The sequence below is a fragment of the Microbacterium sp. NPDC097977 genome (genome assembly GCF_040302605.1).
GTDB lineage: Bacteria > Actinomycetota > Actinomycetes > Actinomycetales > Microbacteriaceae > Microbacterium.
The window spans coordinates 1-20314 of sequence record NZ_JBEOUR010000062.1 but is presented as its reverse complement, the minus strand read 5'-3'; the positions used below and the strand labels follow the sequence as shown (position 1 = coordinate 20314).

The 20314-nt window shown below is 69.3% G+C and carries 19 protein-coding genes; 11 read left to right on the top strand and 8 right to left on the bottom strand.

The features are described from left to right. Positions 1 to 113: 113 nt before the first annotated feature. A complete protein-coding gene (locus ABTZ43_RS13365; protein ID WP_056416469.1) occupies positions 114 to 1340 on the top strand; it encodes a pyridoxal phosphate-dependent aminotransferase in 1227 nt (408 codons plus the stop codon). On the opposite strand, the gene ABTZ43_RS13360 is transcribed toward ABTZ43_RS13365, so the two are convergent. Beyond that, positions 1264 to 2529 (bottom strand): CpaE/TadZ family protein, encoded by a 1266-nt coding sequence (locus ABTZ43_RS13360; RefSeq protein ID WP_350539175.1) that lies wholly within the window; start codon positions 2527 to 2529, stop codon positions 1264 to 1266. The two genes, ABTZ43_RS13365 and ABTZ43_RS13360, sit on opposite strands and share 77 nt — an antisense overlap. Further along, on the bottom strand, positions 2526 to 3146 hold the full coding sequence (locus ABTZ43_RS13355; protein WP_350539174.1) for an SAF domain-containing protein: 621 nt from the start codon (positions 3144 to 3146) through the stop codon (positions 2526 to 2528). Before ABTZ43_RS13355 ends, ABTZ43_RS13360 begins: the two co-directional genes overlap by 4 nt. 97 nt (positions 3147 to 3243) lie before the next feature. Between ABTZ43_RS13355 and ABTZ43_RS13350 the strand changes: the two genes are divergently transcribed. After that, positions 3244 to 3522 carry a helix-turn-helix domain-containing protein gene (locus ABTZ43_RS13350; RefSeq protein WP_056416475.1) on the top strand — a complete coding sequence of 93 codons (279 nt, stop codon included), beginning with the start codon at positions 3244 to 3246 and terminating at the stop codon, positions 3520 to 3522. Here ABTZ43_RS13350 and ABTZ43_RS13345 read toward each other — a convergent pair. Beyond that, positions 3510 to 4121: a hypothetical protein gene (locus ABTZ43_RS13345; protein WP_149423295.1), complete on the bottom strand. Its 612-nt coding sequence runs from the start codon at positions 4119 to 4121 to the stop codon at positions 3510 to 3512. The genes ABTZ43_RS13350 and ABTZ43_RS13345 overlap by 13 nt on opposite strands. A 128-nt stretch (positions 4122 to 4249) precedes the next feature. Here ABTZ43_RS13345 and ABTZ43_RS13340 point away from each other — a divergent pair, with 128 nt between their 5' ends. Together ABTZ43_RS13340 and ABTZ43_RS13335 are read left to right on the top strand one after the other, a co-directional pair. Then, on the top strand, positions 4250 to 4636 hold the full coding sequence (locus tag ABTZ43_RS13340; protein WP_056416478.1) for an Rv3235 family protein: 387 nt from the start codon (positions 4250 to 4252) through the stop codon (positions 4634 to 4636). Between the two features lie 24 nt (positions 4637 to 4660). After that, the gene (locus tag ABTZ43_RS13335) at positions 4661 to 6145 is read left to right on the top strand and encodes a sensor histidine kinase (RefSeq protein ID WP_056416481.1); all 1485 of its coding nucleotides are present in this window, start codon (positions 4661 to 4663) and stop codon (positions 6143 to 6145) included. Between the two features lie 85 nt (positions 6146 to 6230). Here the strand turns inward: ABTZ43_RS13335 and ABTZ43_RS13330 are convergent, their stop codons facing one another. Next, on the bottom strand, positions 6231 to 6479 hold the full coding sequence (locus ABTZ43_RS13330) for a WhiB family transcriptional regulator (RefSeq protein WP_028503730.1): 249 nt from the start codon (positions 6477 to 6479) through the stop codon (positions 6231 to 6233). 235 nt (positions 6480 to 6714) lie between these two features. Between ABTZ43_RS13330 and ABTZ43_RS13325 the strand changes: the two genes are divergently transcribed. Beyond that, positions 6715 to 7098, top strand: a complete 384-nt coding sequence (locus tag ABTZ43_RS13325; protein WP_056416483.1) for a hypothetical protein — start codon at positions 6715 to 6717, stop codon at positions 7096 to 7098. Positions 7099 to 7101: 3 nt separating this feature from the next. Here the strand turns inward: ABTZ43_RS13325 and bcp are convergent, their stop codons facing one another. The 3 genes from bcp to aroA are packed head-to-tail and all read right to left on the bottom strand — an operon-like array spanning position 7102 to position 9977. Continuing rightward, on the bottom strand, positions 7102 to 7575 hold the full coding sequence (bcp, locus tag ABTZ43_RS13320; RefSeq protein WP_350539173.1) for a thioredoxin-dependent thiol peroxidase: 474 nt from the start codon (positions 7573 to 7575) through the stop codon (positions 7102 to 7104). Positions 7576 to 7584: 9 nt separating this feature from the next. Continuing rightward, positions 7585 to 8655, bottom strand: coding sequence for a ribosome small subunit-dependent GTPase A (gene rsgA, locus ABTZ43_RS13315; protein ID WP_056416488.1), 1071 nt, complete (start codon positions 8653 to 8655; stop codon positions 7585 to 7587). After that, positions 8652 to 9977 carry a 3-phosphoshikimate 1-carboxyvinyltransferase gene (gene aroA / locus ABTZ43_RS13310; protein WP_350539172.1) on the bottom strand — a complete coding sequence of 442 codons (1326 nt, stop codon included), beginning with the start codon at positions 9975 to 9977 and terminating at the stop codon, positions 8652 to 8654. The genes rsgA and aroA overlap by 4 nt, the downstream gene beginning before the upstream one ends. A 70-nt stretch (positions 9978 to 10047) precedes the next feature. Here aroA and ABTZ43_RS13305 point away from each other — a divergent pair, with 70 nt between their 5' ends. The 3 genes from ABTZ43_RS13305 to ABTZ43_RS13295 all read left to right on the top strand — a co-directional run bounded on the left by ABTZ43_RS13305 (position 10048) and on the right by ABTZ43_RS13295 (position 12323). Continuing rightward, a complete protein-coding gene (locus tag ABTZ43_RS13305) occupies positions 10048 to 10710 on the top strand; it encodes a sigma-70 family RNA polymerase sigma factor (RefSeq protein WP_056416493.1) in 663 nt (220 codons plus the stop codon). Then, positions 10707 to 10952 carry a zf-HC2 domain-containing protein gene (locus ABTZ43_RS13300; protein WP_042541911.1) on the top strand — a complete coding sequence of 82 codons (246 nt, stop codon included), beginning with the start codon at positions 10707 to 10709 and terminating at the stop codon, positions 10950 to 10952. Before ABTZ43_RS13305 ends, ABTZ43_RS13300 begins: the two co-directional genes overlap by 4 nt. A 63-nt stretch (positions 10953 to 11015) precedes the next feature. Then, complete coding sequence (locus ABTZ43_RS13295; protein WP_350539170.1) at positions 11016 to 12323, top strand: GNAT family N-acetyltransferase; 1308 nt, start codon at positions 11016 to 11018, stop codon at positions 12321 to 12323. 77 nt (positions 12324 to 12400) lie between these two features. On the opposite strand, the gene ABTZ43_RS13290 is transcribed toward ABTZ43_RS13295, so the two are convergent. Beyond that, positions 12401 to 16084 (bottom strand): multifunctional oxoglutarate decarboxylase/oxoglutarate dehydrogenase thiamine pyrophosphate-binding subunit/dihydrolipoyllysine-residue succinyltransferase subunit, encoded by a 3684-nt coding sequence (locus ABTZ43_RS13290; RefSeq protein WP_056416499.1) that lies wholly within the window; start codon positions 16082 to 16084, stop codon positions 12401 to 12403. A gap of 159 nt (positions 16085 to 16243) precedes the next feature. On the opposite strand from ABTZ43_RS13290, the gene guaB1 reads away from it, so the two are divergent. The 3 genes from guaB1 to ABTZ43_RS13275 all read left to right on the top strand — a co-directional run bounded on the left by guaB1 (position 16244) and on the right by ABTZ43_RS13275 (position 20201). Continuing rightward, a complete protein-coding gene (guaB1, locus tag ABTZ43_RS13285) occupies positions 16244 to 17698 on the top strand; it encodes a GMP reductase (RefSeq protein WP_056416502.1) in 1455 nt (484 codons plus the stop codon). Positions 17699 to 17826: 128 nt separating this feature from the next. Then, positions 17827 to 19143 carry a hemolysin family protein gene (locus tag ABTZ43_RS13280; RefSeq protein WP_056416505.1) on the top strand — a complete coding sequence of 439 codons (1317 nt, stop codon included), beginning with the start codon at positions 17827 to 17829 and terminating at the stop codon, positions 19141 to 19143. Next, on the top strand, positions 19140 to 20201 hold the full coding sequence (locus tag ABTZ43_RS13275; RefSeq protein WP_350539169.1) for a hemolysin family protein: 1062 nt from the start codon (positions 19140 to 19142) through the stop codon (positions 20199 to 20201). Before ABTZ43_RS13280 ends, ABTZ43_RS13275 begins: the two co-directional genes overlap by 4 nt. Positions 20202 to 20314 lie beyond the last annotated feature (113 nt).

Below are 20314 nucleotides of genomic sequence, written 5' to 3'. Positions count from 1 at the left end.
CGGGGGCCCTTGTTCATTTATTATATTTGGCTGCGCGTCCGCACGTGTGCACGAGCGCTGAGGGGCGGTTGCGGGTGGATCGGCCCCTCTGCGCGTCATTGTAGGCTTGCGCAATGACACCAACGCGCCACTTCGACCAGTCGTCGAAGCTCAAGAACGTCCTGTACGAGATCCGTGGGAACACGCTCGTCGAGGCGGCGCGTCTCGAGGCCGAAGGACATCGGATCCTCAAGCTCAACACCGGCAATCCTGCGATCTTCGGCTTCGAAGCCCCTCACCAGATCGTGCACGACATGCTCGCCGCGCTTCCGACCGCGCACGGCTACAGCGACAGCAAGGGCATCGTCTCGGCGCGTCGCGCCGTCGTGAGCCGGTACGAGGAGATCGAGGGCTTCCCGCGTTTCGGTCCGGAGGACGTCTTCCTCGGCAACGGCGTCTCGGAACTCATCACCATGACGATGCAGGCGCTGCTCGACGAGGGCGACGAGGTGCTGATCCCCGCGCCGGACTACCCGTTGTGGACGGCCATGACGAGCCTGGCGGACGGCACGCCGGTGCACTACCTCTGCGACGAGGACTCCGGGTGGCAGCCCGATCTCGAAGACATCCGGTCGAAGATCACGCCGCGCACCAAGGCCCTCGTGATCATCAATCCGAACAACCCCACCGGAGTCGTCTACTCGCGCGAGATCCTCGAGGGGATGGTGCAGATCGCCCGCGAGAACCAGCTGCTGCTGCTCTCGGACGAGATCTACGACCGCATCCTCTTCGACGACGCCGTGCACATCCCGACGGCCACCCTGGCGCCCGATCTGCTCTGCCTCACCTTCAACGGCTTGTCCAAGACCTACCGCGTCGCCGGATTCCGCTCGGGATGGCTCGTCATCACGGGGCCGCAGTCGCATGCGAAGGGCTTCCTCGAGGGGATCAACCTGCTCGCCTCCACTCGTCTGTGCCCGAACGTCCCCGCGCAGTACGCGGTGCAGGCCGCACTCGGCGGTGTCCAGTCGATCGACGCGCTGATCGCGCCGACCGGGCGGCTGCACGAGCAGCGCGACATCGCCTGGGAAGGACTCGAATCGATCCCCGGAGTCTCGTGCGTGAAGCCGGCCGGCGCCCTGTATGCCTTCCCGCGCCTGGATCCGAACGTGCACGAGATCAGAGACGACGCGAAGCTCGTCTACGACCTGCTCGTCTCGGAGCACATTCTGCTGGTGCAGGGAACCGGCTTCAACTGGCCGACACCGGACCACCTTCGTCTGGTCACCCTTCCTGAGCCTCGCGTGCTGGCCGAGGCCGTCGAGCGCCTCGGGAACTTCCTCTCGAGCTACCGCCAGTAGGCGTCGCCGGTGCGGCCGGCGGGGACGTCGTCACAGGCAGAGGCAGACGTGATGCGACCAGCCGACGGATGCCGGAGACCAGGGCGGACCGCGGCGTGAGGTCGGCCATCGGGCGGGCATGGAGCAGGGCCGCGTCTGCGGCGCGCTGATCGAAGGGCAGGAACTCGACCGCGGTGATGCCCGCCAACCTCTCGAGGGTCCGGCGCACCTGACCGCGGGCGTCGACGCCCAAGGGGCCGGGGCGCACACGGTTCACCACGACGCTGACCGGGACAGGATCGGTGAGACGGCGCAGCTCCGCATGCTCGCGGATGAACCGGCTGATGCCGAGGGGATCGGCGGAGGCGACGGCGACGATCGTGTCCGCCTCCTGCAGCGCGGCCACCGTGGCGGCGTGCCGCCGTGGACCGGCGAGGTCGAAGGTCGCCTCGTCATCGGCGTCGAAGGCGCTCGCGACGTCGACCACGGTCTCCTCGCTCCATGTGCGGCATACCCGGAGTGTCGCGCGCAGACGGTCGGCGCCGAGTTCCGGCCAACGGCTCGGACGATTGATGCCGCCGAGCACCTCCACCTCGCCGGCACTCGTCTCCAAGACAGCGGAGAGCCGGGTGAGCTCGTCGGCGTCGAGCGACCCCAGGTCGGCGCGGCGGCAGGCGGCGGCGATGCCGGGAGCGTCGTCGCCGAGTCCGAGCAGCAGAGCCAAGGAAGGGGCGACCGTGTCCGCGTCGATGAGTGCCGTGCGACGGCCCACCCGCGTCAGCTCGACAGCGAGCTGGATCGCCACGGTGGATCGCCCGGGAGCACCGGCGGGACCCCAGACGACGGTGACACGGTGCGGCGGCGAGGACTCCGGCTCGGTGGTCTCCGGATGATCCGCGGCCAGTGCGGTCGCCACCTCCCACCCGGTGGCGTCGGCCGGCAGCGGGGCCGCGAGACCGTAGCGAGCGAGCACCCTCGCCTCACCGTCGCCGAGGGGCACCAGCCGCACACCCGCCCGATCGCAGGCCGTGACGACCTCGGGGGTGAGCGCGCCGCGCGTCGCGGCGACGACGACGGCGTCGATGCCGGGAGGGAGGGGAAGCAGTCTTCCCGGAGCCACCACGGCGACGACGCGGATGCCCTCGACCTCGAGCTCATCCGCGAGGCCGGCCGCACGGGACTCCGGCACGGCCAGAACGACGGACGTCACGGGGTCGCGCCGATCGGGACGACGGCGAGGACCGATCCTCCGGTGATCGCCCCCAGCACCGCCGCGACGTCGGCCCTCTCGATCACGACTTCGACGGTGCTTCCCCCCGAAGCCAGGACGGACTCGCTCTTCGTCACCGAGGTGACGGTCGCGTCGGCCACGAGGATCCGCGGCGGCTCCTGCACCGATCCGTCGTCGCTCGGGGGTGCGGCCCAGAGCTCCACGTCGCTGCCTGCCCCGACATCCGCGGGAATCCCTGTGCCGCTCTCGACGACCACGGTCGTGGTCCGTCCGGCATCGACGTCTTCGACGGACGCATGGGCCAGGAGTTCGCCAGCGCTCACGGTCTTCGACGCGATCCGGCCCGGCTGCAGATCCTGAGGAGCCACGTAGCGGGATGTGACGCCGCCGAGCCCCACCTCCACGACCTGGAAGTCGTCGGAGGTGAGCGCCTCGCCTCTGACGATCGTGCGGTTCGCCTGGAGGATCGGCGTCGTCGCACCCGCCGACGAGACGACCGCCCAGACGCCGCCGATCGACAGGAGGACGAGGGCGATGCCGATCAGGAAGCGTGCGTCGCCCCAGACGGCGCGGCGTGGACGGACGAATCTGTGCATCGCCACATGCTCACAGAAATCGTCGCGGAGGCTCGGGACTTATCCACAGCGGCACGGGGGTGCAGGTGAAACCCGCCGGTGGGGGCAGAATGGGGACATGCCCGACTCGACCCCGTCCGTGAGGCGCTTCCTCGCGCCCGCGCAGGTGGCCGAACTCCTGAGCATCGAGGTGGACGAGGTCATCGAGCTCGTCTATCAAGGACGGCTCAGCGGATCCAAGCTCGGGTCGCCCGCTCGATGGCGCATCGAGGAGACGAGCCTCGCCGACTACCTCGCGGAGCAGTCGGAAGAGGCGCGTCGCATGGCGCTGTGGCGTCAGGCGAACGAGGCCAGCTTCCCCGAGGTGTGGGGCGCGCCGTTCGGTCACGGAAGCTGACCCCCGAAGGTCTGCACCGACGCCACCGCGTGGAACGGGATCATCTGGAATCCCCGCACGGCTGCCGCGGTCCTGGCCGCGCCGGCGTCGTGCAGCGCGAGATCCAGGTGATCCGCACCGGCTCTGTCTATCGTCCCGTGGAGGTCTCTTCCGTCGATGCTCAGGATGTTCACGGGCACACGGCGGCGCGCGAGGTCCCGCAGGATGAACCCCAGGGACATCCGCTCGCGGAGGATCGGTGCGGCCGCCTCCTCGCCGTCCAGGCTCGTGAGCAGCAGCCCGTGATCCACGCTGAGCCCGTGCACCGCGTGGAACGGGAGTATGCAGGTGGACCGACGCGGTGGTGACTCCGCGGCATCCAGGATCGCCGCCGCGACCCAATCCGCGCCGAGGGCCTGAAGTCGCACGCGCATGCGCGCTCCGCCGGGGAGATCGACGGTCGCGAGGGCCGATGCCGCGCACAGCACCCGGAGTCGGCTGCGCATGTCCAGACGGGAGATGCGCAGCCGCTCCGACTCGGCGTCGAGCACGGCTCGCTCGCTCTCCCACTCCGCGGCGAGCTGGCCCTCGAGGTCCTCGAACAGTCGATCCCAGTGCACGCGGACCACCGTAGGCGATCGCATCGGGCCCATGTACGAGTTATCCACATAGATCTCGGATTCGGCCGGAACGGCTCCTCCACGCATGCTCTACTTGGCGCAGTCTTCCCCGATGGAGAGTGCCGCAGATGACGATGAACGAGTATTTCGCCCCGCAGCCGACGCCGCGCGCCGAGCTTCCGGATCCGCAGCCGCTGCTGCGCAGTCTCACACAGGGCGTGCTCGAGGTCCTCGCCGGGGTCAGAGAAGTCGATCAGTTGGCCCGCTGGTTCAGCGAAGATGCGTACCGGAGTCTGGTGACGCGGGCGAATCTGTCGGCGAGGGCGCGCAGCGCGAGGGGGGTCTCGCCTGCGCGCCCGACTTTCGAGATCCTGTCCATCCGGGTCACCGAGCCGGTCGACGGCAAAGTCGAGGCCGTGGTCGTCGTGGCGGGTCCCGGTCGGACCCGAGCGGTGGCGATCCGTCTCGAAGGCCTCGACCGGCGCTGGCGGGCCTCGTCGCTGGCCGTCCTCTGATCTCCCGCACCGTAGGCTTGAGGGGTGTCAACCCTCAGTGATCTCGCCAATGCCCAGGGCCGCCTGACCGACGTCGACGTCGAATGGCTGCACCGCCTCGCCGGCGACGGGCAGCTTCTCGCGGACCTCTCGTCCGCCGACATCGTGGTCTGGGTCCAGACCGAGGACGGCTCGTTCATCGCCGTCGCGCACGCGCGGCCCAGCGGTGCGGCGACGCTGTTCTACCGCGACATCGTGGGGGAGCGGGTGCGTCCGCAGTGGCGGACCCAGGTGCAGGGGGCGTTCGACTCCGCTGCGATCGTCGATTCCTCGTCGCCGGACTGGTTCGAGGAGACGCCGACGCGGGTCCGGGCTGTTCCGATCGTCAACGATCGACGCAGCGGACACGGGGAGGCCGGTGTCATCGGCGTCGTCACCCGGCACACGAACCTGGGTGAGGCGCGCACTCCGTCCCGACAGCAGATCACGTTCGACGAATGTGCGAACGACATCTTCCGGATGATCGCGGACGGCAGCTTCCCGGATCCGGCCGCGCCGACCTCACCGCGGCGCGGAGCGCCTCGTGCGTCTGACGGGCTGATCCGCATCGACGTCGACGGCATCACCACGTTCGCCAGTCCGAACGCGCTCTCCGCCTTCAATCGCATGGGCTTCGACGACGAGCTCGAGGGTGAGTCGCTGGCCGAGGTCACCACGCGGCTCGTCCCGCCGTCCCGCCAGGTCGACGAGTCGCTGCCGGTGGTGGTCACCGGCCGTGCGCCGTGGCGCACCGACATCGAGGCGCGCGGGGTCACCGTGTCGCTTCGGGCGATACCGCTCAAGGACCACGGCACGCGCATCGGCGCGATCCTGCTCTGCCGCGACGTGTCCGAGCTGCGTCACCAGGAGCAGGAGCTCATCACCAAGGACGCCACGATCCGCGAGATCCACCACCGGGTCAAGAACAACCTGCAGACGGTGGCGTCGCTGCTGCGGATCCAGGCGCGTCGTACGCACTCCGACGAGGCGAGGGACGCTCTGACCCAGGCGATGCGGCGCGTCGACTCGATCGCCGTCGTGCACGACACCCTCGCACAGGGGCTCACGCAGAAGGTGGATTTCGACGAGGTCTTCCATCGCGTGCTCAAGCTCGTGGCCGAGGTCGCGTCGGCCCCCAACACCCGGGCGCGCACGCACTCGACCGGTCGCTTCGGGGTGCTGCCGAGCGAGTACGCGACGCCGCTGGCGCTCGCGCTGACCGAGGTCGTCACCAACGCCGTCGAGCACGGCCTCGCCGGGCAGGAGGGCATGGTCACGATCGACGCCGCGCGCACGGAGGAGAACCTGCGCGTCCTGGTGCGCGACACCGGGAGCGGTCTTCCCGAGGGCCGCATCGGTCAGGGACTCGGCACGCAGATCATCCGGACCCTCATCCAGGGCGAGCTCGGCGGATCCATCGAATGGCGGGGGAGTGAGGGCGGCGGGACCGAGGTCGTCATCGACATCCCGCTGCGCTGGCTGACGAAGTAGCCGCCCGAGTACGCGGTACGGGAGAACGCCGCCCGAGTACGCGAAAGCGGCCCGAGACCTCGTCTCGGGCCGCTTCCGCGTATGTTCAGGAGGCGCGTCGTGCGCGCGCGGCGCGGCGCTTGAGCGCGCGACGCTCGTCTTCGGAGAGACCGCCCCACACGCCCGAGTCCTGGCTGGACTCGAGGGCGTACTGCAAGCAGATCTCGGTCACCGTGCAGGTGGCGCAGACCGTCTTGGCCTTCTCGATCTGATCGACAGCCGGGCCGGTGTTCCCTACGGGGAAGAACAGCTCGGGATCGACGGTCAAGCAGGCGGCCTTGTCGCGCCAGTCCATGGGGGCTCCTCGGTGTGGATTTTCATGAATCGGCGCAACGCGACGACTCTGATTTCGGGTGCAGTTCGGGTTCAGCTACCCTGTTGAGATACGGACGGATGCCCGCGAATTGTGATGCGGGCTCGGAGCCCGCCCCACGCCGCTGTGGGAGCACATGACGCTGTCTATTCTGTTACATGAAACCGGCGAAATCAAGGGTTTCGCCTGTTCTCATTCGATTCTCAGGAGACACATCGTGCGCGCACCCGGCCTCGCTCTCGCCGCAGCGGCAGTCCTCGCGGCGGAAGGCGCAGCCCTCCTCGTCTTCGCGCTGATCGAGCTCGTCGGCCTCGGCGCGGGAGATGCGTCCTCGCTGCCGACCGCCCTCGCTCTCATCGTGCTGACGCTCATCGGGGCGGGCGCGCTGATCGCCTTCGCGATCGGGACCCGCTCCGGGCACTCCTGGGCGCGTTCCGGAGGCATCGTGTTCCAGGTGCTCGGCGTGGCCCTGGCGCTGGCGTCCCTGACGATCCAGCCGGTCGTGTGGGGATTCACCGTCGGCGTGGGCATCCCCGCCGTGCTGGGTTTCGCCCTGTTGATCGCGACCACGCGCGCCGAGAACGAGCGCCCGGCCGAGTGACGCTCAGGCGTCGATGCCGAGCAGCTTGCGCAGCCGGGCGACGTGCCCGGTGGCCTTGACGTTGTGCTGGGCGAGCGTGATCGTGCCCTCGTCATCGAGCACGAAGGTGGACCTGATCACACCCTCGACGACCTTGCCGTAGTTCATCTTCTCGCCCCAGACGCCGTAGGCCGTGTGCACGGCGTGGTCGGGGTCGCTGAGCAACGTGAAGGTGAGTCCGTCGCGTTCCCGGAACGTGGCGAGCGTGGCCGGCTCGTCACGGGAGATGCCGATGACGCGATACCCGGCGCCCTGGAGCGAGGAGATGCTGTCGCGGAAGTCGCACGCCTGGGTCGTGCATCCCGGAGTCATCGCCGCGGGGTAGAAGTACAGCACGGTCTTCTCGCCCCGCAGGTCTGCGAGCCGGACGGTCTTGCCGTCCTGGTCGAGCAGGGCGAAGTCGGGAGCAGCGGTTCCGGGTTCGAGGCGCACAGTCACGCACTCAGCCTACCGGCCGGGAGTCTGCTCCGCCTTGTCGGCGAAGGTCTGCAGCAGTCGCTGCAGGGAGTCCAGACGCGCGCGTCCCGTGTCGCTGAGCTCGCCTCGTTCGGCGGCCTCTATGAGTGCGCAGTCCGGCGCGTCCGCGAGATGGGTGCATCCGCGCGGGCAGTTCTCGGCGATCTCCGCCAACTCGGTGAACGCCGCGAGGATGTTCGAGGGTTCCACGTGGCCGAGCCCGAACGAGCGGACTCCGGGGGTGTCGATGACCCAGCCCGAGCCGGCCGGGCCGGAGTAGCGCAGCGAGACCGTGGACGACGAGGTGTGGCGCCCTCGTCCCGTCACCTGGTTCACGTGGCCCGTCGCACGCAGCGCACTCGGCACGAGCGCGTTGACGAGCGTCGACTTCCCCACACCGGAATGTCCGACGAAGACCGTCGAATGACCGACGAGCGCGGCGCCGATCTCGTCGACGGGCATCTCCTCCTGCGCGCTGGTGAAGACGCGGAGGTCGAGGCCGTCGAAGTGCGCGAGGAAGGCGGAGGGGTCGGCGAGGTCGGTCTTGGTCACGACGAGGAGCGGGCGGATGCCGGCATCCAGCGCCGCGACGAGGTAGCGATCCACCAGTCGCGCCCGGGGCTCGGGGTCGGCCGCGGCGACCACGATGAGCATCTGGTCGGCGTTCGCCACGATGACGCGCTCGACCTGATCGGTGTCGTCGGCGCTGCGCCGGAGAAGAGAGGTCCGATCGACGATGCCGATGATGCGCGCGAGCGTGCCGTCTTCGCCGGTGGTGTCGCCCACGACCTTCGCCTGATCTCCGGTGACGATCGGGTTGCGTCGCAGCTCGCGGGCACGAGCCGCCGTCAGCAGGCGCTCGTCGGGTCCGCCCTCATCGAGCAGGACCGTATAGCGTCCGCGGTCCACCCCGAGCACGCGGCCGACCTTCGCGTCGTCGTGGGCGGGGCGTCGCTTCGTGCGGGGGCGGTTGGCCTTGGGGTTGGGACGAGTGCGGATGCTGCTCTCGTCGTAGTCCTCGAAGCCGTCCTCGAGGTCGTTCGTGTCGTCGAGCCAGCTCACGCGGACGCGCCCCGCAGCATCCGCTCCCAGAGCAGCGTGAACTCGGGAAGCGTCTTCGCCGTCGTGCCGATGTCGTCGACCTGCACTCCGGGGACGCGCAGCCCGATGAGGGCGCCGGTCGTCGCCATCCGATGGTCGTGATGGGCCGCCCATGCGCCGCCGCGCAGCGTCCGGGGAATGATGCGCAGCCCGTCGGGCAGCTCCTCCGCCTCGCCGCCCAGGGCGCGGATGTTGCCGATCAGCGCCGCGATCCGGTCCGTCTCGTGCAGTCTGATGTGACCGATCCCGCGGAACGTCGTCGGACCGGTCGCGAAGGCGGCGAGTCCGACCAGCGTCGGCGTCAGCTCGCTCGCCGCGGACAGGTCGAGGTCGAGTCCCCGGATCTCGGTTCCGGCCTTCACCGTCAGAGTGCCGCTGTGTCGGTGGACGTGAGCGCCCAGAGCCTGCAGGATCTCGGGCAGCAGGGCGCCGGGCTGCGTGGAGTGCACGGGCCAGCCGGTCACGGACACGGAGCCCCCCGTCACGAGGGCGGCGGCCAGGAACGGCGCGGCGTTGGAGAGATCCGGCTCGATCGCGATCTCCTTGGCGCGCGGCACGCCGGCCTCGACGAGCCACTCGCCGGTGGCCGGTCGCTCGATGCGGACACCGCGTCGGCTCAGCGCCTCGATCGTCATGTCGATGTGGGGAAGGCTCGGCAGGTGTTCGCCGGTGTGCACGAGGTGGAGTCCGACGTCGAACCGCGGCGCGGCGAGCAGCAGGCCGGACACGAACTGGCTCGACGCGGAGGCGTCGATCTCGACCCGTCCGCCGCGGATGTGGCCGTGGCCGCGGATCGTGAACGGCAGCGCCCAGGTGCCCTCGTCGTCGATGTCGACGCCGAGGTCGCGCAGGGCGCTGATGAGCCCGCCCATGGGCCTGTGCAGCGCGGTCTCGTGCGCGGTGAGATGCACGTCTTCGTGGGCGAGTCCGGCGAGCGGGGCGATGAACCTCATGACGGTCCCCGCCTGGCCGCAGTCGACGGTGGCGCCGCCGACGAGCTTGCCGGGGGTGACAACGAGGTCGGGGCCGAACTCTCCGGCTCCCTCGACCTCTTCGATGCCGACGCCGAGCGCACGCAGAGCCTCGATCATCCGTCGCGAGTCGTCCGAGTGCAGCGGGCCTGTGAGTCGGCCGGGTCCGTCGGCGATCGCGGCGATGATGAGCTCGCGATTCGTCAGCGATTTCGACCCGGGGATCGTCACCGTCGCGTGGACGGGATCCGGGGCCGTGGGCGCTGCATAGACGCCCTGGACAGGGGAGGGGGAATACCCGTTGGCGCTCATCGGTTTCAACCTTAGTGAATACGGGAGTCCGCCCGATCGGATCACGGAAGCCCGGCGACAAGGAGACAGCATGCTCGCAACGTTGGAACGCGAGTTCGTGGACCTCAGCGGCCTAGACTGGCCGGTGATGGATGACACGGAGACGGCAGAAAAGGTCAGCGACCCTCGGCGTGAATTCGAGGATCAGGCGATCCCCTTCATGGATCAGCTCTACGCTGCCGCGATGCGGATGACGCGCAATCCGGCGGACGCCGCCGACCTGGTCCAGGAGACGTTCGTGAAGGCGTACGGCTCGTGGGCGACATTCTCGCAGGGAACGAATCTGAAGGCGTGGCTCTACCGCATCCTGACGAACACGTACATCAACATCTACCGCAAGAAGCAGCGCGAGCCCTACCAGGGCACGATCGACGAACTCGAGGACTGGCAGCTCGGCGGTGCCGAGTCGACGACCGCCTCGCACGGACGATCGGCGGAGGCCGAGGCGATCGACCACATGCCCGCATCCGTCGTCAAGGACGCGCTGCAGGCGGTCCCCGAGGACTTCCGGCTGGCGGTGTACCTCGCCGACGTCGAGGGCTTCGCCTATCAGGAGATCGCGGACATCATGAAGACACCCATCGGCACCGTGATGAGCCGTCTGCACAGGGGCAGGCGGATGCTGCGGGAGCTGCTGGCCGACTACGCCGCGGAGCGGGGAATCTCCGCGGCAGAACCGAGGAGCACGAAATGACCGACTGCGGCTGCGACAAGGCGCGCAAGGATCTGGAGGAGTACCTCCGCAACGAGGTGTGCAACACCGAGCACACCGAGATCCGCGAGCATCTCGAGAACTGCCCGTCGTGTCGGGACGAAGCGCTCGTGGCGACCACCCTCACCGAGGTCGTGGCCCGCGCGTGCAAGGAGACGGCTCCCGAGGAACTGCGCGACCAGGTGTTCGCGCGCCTGCGCGAGGTGCAGGCCGCGCAGCACTGACGTCCCGACAGGGGCGGCCGGCAGCGGAGGTCGACGTAGGCGTTCGCCCGTAGGGTGGAAGGCATGACCGACATCGACTCGAGATCCGTCCCCGCCGACCCCATGTCCACGGAGCGTCTCGCCGCCGAGTCACTGAGCTATCGCGTCGTCGACACCGCCGATGAGGCGGCATCGGAGAGATTCCAGCGTGCGACGTCGCGGGGCTTCCTCGGCGCGGAGCCCTCGACCGAGGCGCTGGCCTTCGGGCGCACGACGTTCGAATCGCGACGCAACATCGGCGTCTATGACGAGCGCGTGCCCGATGGTCAGCCGGTGGCCACCATCGACTCGTGGACGACCCCTGTCACCGTTCCCGGCGGCTCCGCACTGCCGATGTGGGCGATCAGCGGGGTGACCGTCTCGGCGACGCACCGGCGCCGAGGCATCGCCAGGGCGCTGCTGGAGGGCGAGCTCAGGGCGGCCGTCTCCGCGGGCGTGCCGATCGCCGGGCTCACCGTGTCCGAGGCCACGATCTACGGCCGGTACGGATTCGGCTCGGCGCTGCCCATGTCGCGCTTCGCGGTCGACACCCGCCGCGCCGGATGGGTCGGCGGTGACATCGCCGGGCGCATCGAGTACGTCGACAGGGAGACACTGGCCGCCGACCTCGGCCGCGTCCACGACCGCGCACGCTCGTCGCGTTCCGGCCAGATCCCCGGGTGGGACTCGCGCTGGACGGGCATCGCCGGGCTGTCGCCGAGTGACACCGATCGCGACAAGGTGCGCGGCGTCCGATACCTCGACGGCGCCGGCGACCTGCGCGGAGCGATGGCCTTCACACTCGGCGAGAGGAGCGGATCGTTCCGCTTCACGCTCGACATCCGTCTGCTCGTGGCCGAGACGCCCGAAGCCACGGCCGCACTCTGGCGGTTCGCCCTGCAGCACGACCTCGTCGACGAGGTCACGGCCGACCTGCGTCCGCTCGACGACGCGCTGCCCTGGCTCGTCCGCGACCCGCGCGGCGTCGTGCAGACGGTTCACGATCACGGCTGGCTGCGCATCCTCGATCTCCCGACGACGCTCGCCGCGCGCACCTACTCCGCCCCCGTCGATCTCGTGCTCCGCGTCACCGATCCGCTCGGCTTCGCCGAGGGCGACTGGCGACTGCGGGTGGACGGCTCCGGCGCGGCCGTGGTCGAGGCGGCGGGCGACGGGACGAGGGCGGTGGATGCGACGCTCGACGTCGCCACGCTGTCGATCCTCTTCGCCGGGGGAGTGAGAGCCTCCTCGCTGCACGGCGGAGGTCGGATCGATGCGGATGCCGACACCGTCGAGGCGCTGGACCGTGCCTTCGTCGCGTTCCCGGCTCCCGCTCTCGACATCTGGTACTGATCCACGCCGCCGGGTGCGGATGCGAAAAGGGAGCCCCGACAGTTCGTCGGGGCTCCCTTTTCCGTAGGCGGCTCGGGTCAGCTCCCGGTCAGCGCCTCGCGCAGGAGCGTGGCCTGCTCGGCGGCGTGCACCTTCGACGAGCCCGTCGCGGGAGACGCGGATGCCGGTCGGCACACCGGGCGGAACCGACGGTCGCCGGGCACATCCGCGAACGCCAGGGCGAGGAACGGCCAGGCGCCCTGGTTCTCCGGCTCCTCCTGCACCCAGACGAGCTCGGCGTTGGGGTAGGAGTCGGTGATCGCCTTGAGACCCTCGATGGGCGTCGGGTACAGCTGCTCGAGCCGGACCAGGGCGACCTGGGGGTTCGGGTTCTTCTCGAGCTCGGACTTCAGATCCCAGTGGACCTTGCCCGAGTGCACGAGCACGCGGGTGACCGCAGTGCGGTCGAGCTCGCGGGCGTCGTCGATCACGGGCTCGAAGCGACCCTGCGTGAACGCCTCGACCGGGCTGGTCGCGCCGCGCAGACGGAGCATCGCCTTGGGCGTGAACACGATCAGCGGCTTGCGCGGACGTGCGTAGGCCTGACGGCGCAGCAGGTGGAAGTACGACGCGGGCGTCGACGGGCGGGCGACGATCATGTTGTCCTGCGCGCACATCTGCAGGAAACGCTCGATGCGAGCCGAGGAGTGGTCGGGCCCCTGGCCCTCGTAGCCGTGCGGGAGCAGCAGGGTGACGCTCGACTGCTGTCCCCACTTCTGCTCGGCAGACGAGATGTACTCGTCGATGACGGACTGGGCGCCGTTGACGAAGTCGCCGAACTGCGCCTCCCACAGCACCAGGGATTCGCGGGCCTCGACGGAGTAGCCGTACTCGAAGCCGAGGGCGGCGTACTCGCTCAGCAGGGAGTCGTAGACGAAGAACCGGCCCTGCGAGTCGGACAGATTCGACAGCGGGAGCCATTCCTGTCCGTTCGCGCGGTCGTGCAGGGTCGCATGACGCTGCACGAACGTTCCGCGTCGCGAGTCCTGACCGGCGAGCCGGACCGGGGTGCCCTCGACCAGCAGCGACCCGAAGGCGAGCAGCTCGCCGAAGCCCCAGTCGATGTTGCCGTTGCGGCTCATGTCCAGACGCTTCTCGAGCTGCTGCTGCAGCTTGGGGTGCACCGTGAAGCCCTCGGGCTTGTTCACGAACGCGTCTCCGATGAGCTGGATGACTTCGCTCGAGACGCCGGTGATCTCGGGGGCGCCGACCTGCTCCTCGGCGGGAGGGAGGTCCTGGACGACCGGGTTGGTTCCGGTCTCCGCGGCGTGCGTCTCGGCGAACGCGATCTCCAGACGGTTCTGGAAGTCGGCCTTGGCCTCGTCGTACTCCTCCTCGGTGATGTCGCCTCGTCCGACGAGCGACTCCGTGTAGAGCTTGCGCACGGAGCGCTTCGCCTGGATCAGATCGGTCATCAGGGGCTGCGTCATCGACGGGTCGTCGCCCTCGTTGTGACCGCGGCGGCGGTAGCAGACGAGGTCGATCACCACGTCGCGGTGGAACCGCTCGCGGTACTCGAACGCGAGCTGCGCGACGTGGATGACGGCCTCGGGGTCGTCGCCGTTCACGTGGAGCACCGGCGCCTGGATCGTCTTGGCGACATCGGTCGCGTACACCGAGGTGCGCGAGTCGTCCGGCAGGGTGGTGAATCCGACCTGGTTGTTGACGACGACGTGGATGGTGCCACCGGTCCGGTAGCCGCGCAGCTGCGACATCTGGAGGGTCTCGACGACCACGCCCTGTCCCGCGAACGCGGCGTCGCCGTGCACGAGGATGGGCAGCCAGGCGAACGTGCCGATCGGCTTGCGGTCCTGCTTGGCGCGGACGATGCCCTCGAGCACGCCGTCGACGGTCTCGAGGTGCGAGGGGTTCGCCGCGAGGTAGACCGGCAGCTCGGACCCGTCGTCGGCGACGAAGGTGCCCTCGGTGCCGAGGTGGTACTTCACGTCGCCGGAGCCGCGTCGGTTCCCGGTGGTCTGGGTGCCCTCGAACTCCTGGAACACATGACCGTAGGTCTTGCCCGCGATGTTGGTGAGCACGTTCAGACGGCCGCGGTGGGCCATGCCGATCGCCGCACCCTCGAGTCCTGCGGTGGCAGCGCCCTGCAGGATCTCGTCGAGCAGGGGGACGAGCGACTCTCCGCCCTCGAGCGAGAAACGCTTCTGGCCGACGAACTTCGTCTGCAGGAACGTCTCGAACGCCTCTGCCTCGTTGAGCTTGCGCAGCACGCGCAGCTGCTCGTCGTGGCCGGGCTTCTGGTACTTGACCTCGACCTTCTCCTGGAACCAGCGGCGCTGCTCCGGGTCCTGGATGTGCATGTACTCGATGCCGAGCGTGCGGCAGTACGAGTCGCGGAGCACACCGAGGATGTCGCGGAGCTTCGCGACGCGGCGTCCGCCGAATCCGCCGGTGACGAATTCGCGGTCGAGATCCCAGAAGGTGAGCCCGTGGCTCTCGATCTCGAGGTCGGGGTGCGACCGCTGCACGTATTCCAGCGGATCGATGTCGGCCATCAGGTGACCGCGGACGCGGAAGGAGTTGATCAGCTCCTGCACGCGGGACTGCTTGTCGACGCGCTCGGCGAGGTCGACCGCGATGTCGGGGTTCCAGCGGATCGGAGCGTAGGGGATGCGCAGCGCCGCGAAGATGTCGTCGTAGAAGCCGCGCTGACCGATCAGCAGCTCGTGCACCTTCTTGAGGAACTCGCCGGAGCCCGCGCCCTGGATGACGCGGTGGTCGTAGGTACTGGTGAGCGTGATCGTCTTGCCGATCGCGAGCTCGTTGAGCGTCCGTCCGCTGGCTCCCTGGAACTCGGCGGGGTACTCGAGCGCGCCCGCGCCGATGATGCAGCCCTGACCCTTCATCAGTCGCGGGACGGAGTGCACCGTGCCGATGCCGCCGGGGTTCGTCAGCGACACGGTGGTGCCCTGGAAGTCGGCGGCGGTGAGCTTGTTGTTGCGGGCCCGCGAGACGAGGTCCTCGTAGGCCACGAGGTACTCGCTGAACGAGAGCGTGTCGGCCCGCTTGATGCTCGGGACCATGAGGGCACGCGTGCCGTCGGGCTTGGGGAGGTCGATCGCGATGCCGAGGTTGACGTGCGCCGGGGCGACGACGGAGGGCTTGCCGTCGATCTCGGCGTAGAACACGTTCTGGCTGCGGAACTCGTCGAGGGTGCGGATGAGCGCCCAGCCGATGAGGTGGGTGAAGCTGATCTTGCCGCCGCGCGTGCGGGCCATGTGGTTGTTGATGACGATGCGGTTGTCGATCATCAGCTTCGCCGGGATCGTGCGCACACTCGTCGCGGTGGGGACGGTCAGCGACTCGTCCATGTTCGCCGCGAGGGTCTTGGGCAGTCCGCGGAGCGGCGTGACCTTGTCCTCTTCAGCGGCGGCAGCCGACTCGGCGGTCTCGGCCTTGGGGGCGGGCTTCGGAGCCTGTGCGGGAATGGGGGCTGCGGCCGCGGGCTTCGTCGTCGTCCGTGCGACGGGCTGGGCGCCGATGACGGGGATGGGTGCGGTCACGGGGTGCGCGGTCTGCTCTGCCGACGCGGCGGGCGCCGACGTTCCGGAGGCAGCCTCGGACTGGTACTTCTCCAGGATCGGCCACCACTCCTTGTCGACGGAGTCGCGGTTCACCTTGAACTGTTCGTAGAGCTCTTCGACGAGCCACGAATTGGCTCCGAACCCCCCGTCGCCCCCGACGCCGGTCACCTGGTTCGACACGCTCGATCGCCCTCTTTCATCACTGAAGTCCATATGTGCACACCAGGACGCAGGATGCGTCGGGGCCCGCACTCTCTCGAACACCAAGCCTAACGTGTTTCGCGGGACGATCGTCGAAGGCGAGCGCCCCTGTCGCCCCGATCTGAGTAGCGTGGGGGTATGGAGTTCTCCGGCGAGTCGCCCGCAGTCGATCTGACCTATTCCGATGTCTTCCTCGTGCCGCGCCGCTCCGCGGTCACCAGCCGTCTGCAGGTCGATCTCGCCCCGCAGGACGGCACGCCCGCGACGCTGCCGCTCGTCGCCTCGAACATGAACTCGGTGACGGGTCCGCGACTCGCCGCGGTGCTCGCCAGGCGCGGGGGTCTGGGAGTGCTGCCGCAGGACATGCCGCTGCAGGACCTCGATGCCGCGATCCGCGACGTCAAGGCGCAGCCCGTGCTGTGGGACACCCCGGTCGTCCTCCCTCCCGAGGCCTCCGTGACCGACGCCCTGCGTCTGATGCCCGCCACCGCCGGCCACGGCATAGTCGTGGCCTCGGGAGGGGCACCGCACCACGTCGAGCGGATCCTCGGCGTCCTTCCCGCCTCGCGCCTCGCGACCGCTCTGCCCGACGCGCAGCTGGGCGACCTCGTGCACGGCGGCACCCCCTCGCTCGATGCCGAGGACATCGGGTCGGAGCGCCACGCGTTCGACGTGATCACCGAGGCGGGGGCGGAGATCGTCACGATCGTCCGTCACGGGCACCTGGTCGGCACGCTCAGCGCACGCAGCGCCCTGCGCTCGACCCTGTATCGGCCCGCCCTCGATGCGGACGGACGACTGGCGGTCGCGGCGGCCGTCGGGATCAACGGCGATGTCGCATCGAAGGCGAGAGCGCTCGCCGCTGCCGGTGTCGACGTGCTCGTCGTCGACACCGCCCACGGACACCAGGAGGGGATGCTCCGCGCGCTGCGCGCCGTCGCCGATCTCGGTCTCGGCATCCCGCTCGTCGCCGGCAACATCGTCACGGCGGACGGGGTGCACGACCTGGTCGCGGCCGGCGCGTCGATCCTCAAGGTCGGCGTCGGACCCGGAGCGATGTGCACCACGAGGATGATGACCGCCGTCGGGCGTCCGCAGTTCTCCGCCGTGCTCGAGACGGCCGAGGCGGCGCGCGAGCTCGGCGCGCACGTGTGGGCGGACGGGGGAGTGCGCTACCCCCGGGACGTCGCGCTCGCGCTCGCCGCCGGAGCGGCGTCCGTCATGGTCGGATCCTGGTTCGCGGGCACGATCGAGGCGCCGGGTGAGCTGCAGACCGACGCCGACGGGCGCATCTACAAGGAATCCTGGGGCATGGCGTCGACCAAGGCCGTGCAGGCGCGATTCGGACGCCTCGACGCGTACGAGCGCGCGCGCAAGGAACTCTTCGCGGAGGGGATCTCCTCGTCGAAGATCTATCTCGACCCGCTCCGCCCCGGTCTCGAGGACCTGCTCGACATGATCACGTCGGGGGTACGGTCGTCGTTCACCTACGCCGGTGCGTCCTCCGTGCCGGAATTCCACGACCGCGCTCTCGTCGGGCTGCAATCCGCCGCGGGGTACGAAGAGGGCAAGGCGCTGCCGGTCAGCTGGTGACGACGAGGGTGGTGCCGGACATGCCCGCCACCACGGCGATCCCGTAGAATCATGGTCACCATGGACGACCCTCCCAGTTGCAGTACATCGCCCCATTGCCCGCCCCTCGGTGACGAGGGGAACCTCTGATGGACTACATCCTGCTGGGCGTGGGGCTCCTGCTCACCGTCGGCACCGGACTCTTCGTCGCGAGCGAGTTCGCTCTGGTCAATCTCGACCGTGCCGATCTCGAGGCGCGTCAGGCACGCGGCGAATCCCGGGTCTCGCTCACGATCAGCGCGCTGAAGCACACATCGACCCATCTGTCGTCGGCCCAGCTCGGCATCACCCTGACGACGCTGCTCACCGGGTACACGATGGAGCCGGCGCTCTCCAATCTGCTGCGACCGACCCTCGTGGCCTGGAACATCCCCGAGGGGGCCGTCGCCCCCATCGCGACCGTCGTCGCGATGCTCGTCGCGACCGTGCTCTCGATGATCCTCGGCGAGCTGGTGCCCAAGAACTTCGCCCTCGCGCTGCCGCTGGCGACCGCGAAGCTGGTCATGCCGTTCCAGGTCGCGTTCACGACCGTGTTCAAGCCCGCCGTCGTCGTGCTCAACGGCAGCGCCAACGGCGTGCTGCGCGGCATCGGCATCGAGCCCAAGGAGGAGCTCTCTGGTGCCCGCAGCGCCGAGGAGCTGTCGTCCCTCGTGCGGCGCTCGGCCAGTGCGGGCCTTCTGGAGGCCGATACGGCGAGTCTGCTGGACCGGACGCTGACGTTCTCCCGGCTGACCGCCGCCGACGTGATGACGGCGCGACCGAGCATGCACGCGCTCGCCGCCGGCGACTCCGCCGACGAGGTCATCCAGCTCGCGCGACGCACCGGGCACAGTCGCTTCCCGGTCTACGACGACGACCTCGACGACATCACCGGTGTCGTGCATCTGAAGGCGGCGATCTCCGTTCCGCGTGATCGCCGCGCCGAGGTGCCGGTGGGGGCGATCTCCACCGACCCGCTGCGCGTGCCGGAGACCGTGCACGTCGATGCTCTGATCTCGGAGCTCCGTGCCCGCGGCTACCAGCTGGCCGTCGTCGTCGACGAGTACGGCGGCACTGCCGGGCTCGTCACCCTGGAGGATCTGGTCGAGGAGCTGGTGGGCGAGGTGTCGGACGAGCACGATCGCACGAGGGCCGGTGTCGTGCGCGGACGGGACGGGATCACGTTCCCGGGTGAGCTGCGGCCCGACGAGCTGCGGCGCAGAGCCGGTGTGGAGGTTCCCGAGGGGGACGTCTACGACACGGTCGCCGGATACGTCATGAGCGTTCTGGAGCGCGTCCCGGCCGTGGGTGACGAGGTCGATCTCGAGAGCGGGACGCTGAGAGTGGTCCGCATGGACGGACGCCGCGTTGATCGCATCCGCTATGCGCCGCATCCCGATCTGACGGCGGAGGTGGTGGCCCGATGAGCGACTGGGGAGGACTGGCCTGGCTGGTCGTGCTGCTCGTGGCCAACGCGTTCTTCGTCGGCGCCGAGTTCGCGGTGATCTCCGCGCGCCGCTCGCAGATCGAGCCGAAGGCCGATCGCGGATCGCGCGCCGCCAAGACCGCGCTCTACGCGATGGAGCACGCGACCCTGATGCTCGCGACCTCGCAGCTCGGCATCACCATCTGCTCGCTGCTGATCCTGAACGTCTCCGAGCCCGCCATCCACCATCTGCTCTCCGTGCCGCTGCACGAGATCGGCTGGTCGGATGCGGTCGTCGACGCCGTGTCGTTCACGATCGCTCTGCTGATCGTGTCGTTCCTGCATGTCGTGTTCGGCGAGATGGTCCCGAAGAACCTGGCGTTCTCGGTCCCTGAGCGGGCCGTGCTGATCCTCGCGCCGCCCCTCGTGCTGGTGTCGAAGATCTTCATGCCCGTGATCTGGGTGCTCAACGCCGCCGCGAACGGCGTGCTCCGACTCTTCCGGGTCGAGCCGAAGAACGAGGCCGCGTCCACGTTCACCCTCGACGAGGTCGCGACGATCGTCGATCAGTCGCGGCGCGAGGGCGTGCTCACCGACACCGCAGGAACCGTCGCCGCCGCCGTCGAGTTCACCGACAAGAAGGCTCGCGACGTGGCCGTGCCGCTGAGCGATCTGGTCACGCTGCCGCTGACGACCACGCCGGACGACATCGAGAAGGCGGTGGCCCGATACGGGTTCTCGCGTTACGTGATCGTCGATGACGAGGGGGTGCCCGTCGGCTACGTCCACCTCAAGGACATCCTCCGTGCGGCGGACGGCCCCGATGCCGACGCCAAGCTCGTCGAGCCGCTGCCGTCGAAGCGGATCAACCACATGGTGCCGGTGCAGGAGGACACGGACCTCGAGGATGCGCTCGCCGTCATGCGGCGCGCCGGTCGACACCTCGCGAAGGTGCGCGACGCGCAGGGCCGTACGACCGCCGTCCTGTTCCTCGAGGACATCCTCGAGGAGCTCGTCGGAGAGGTGCAGGACGCGACGCGTCGCATCCGCGGGCACTGACCGTCGCCGAGCGAGAAGCCCCTCCGATCCCTGTGGATCGGAGGGGGGTGTCGCTGTCGGGGGGGGATACGGGGGGGGAGCCGCCGGGGGGGCGGGCGGAAGGGGGGGGGCCC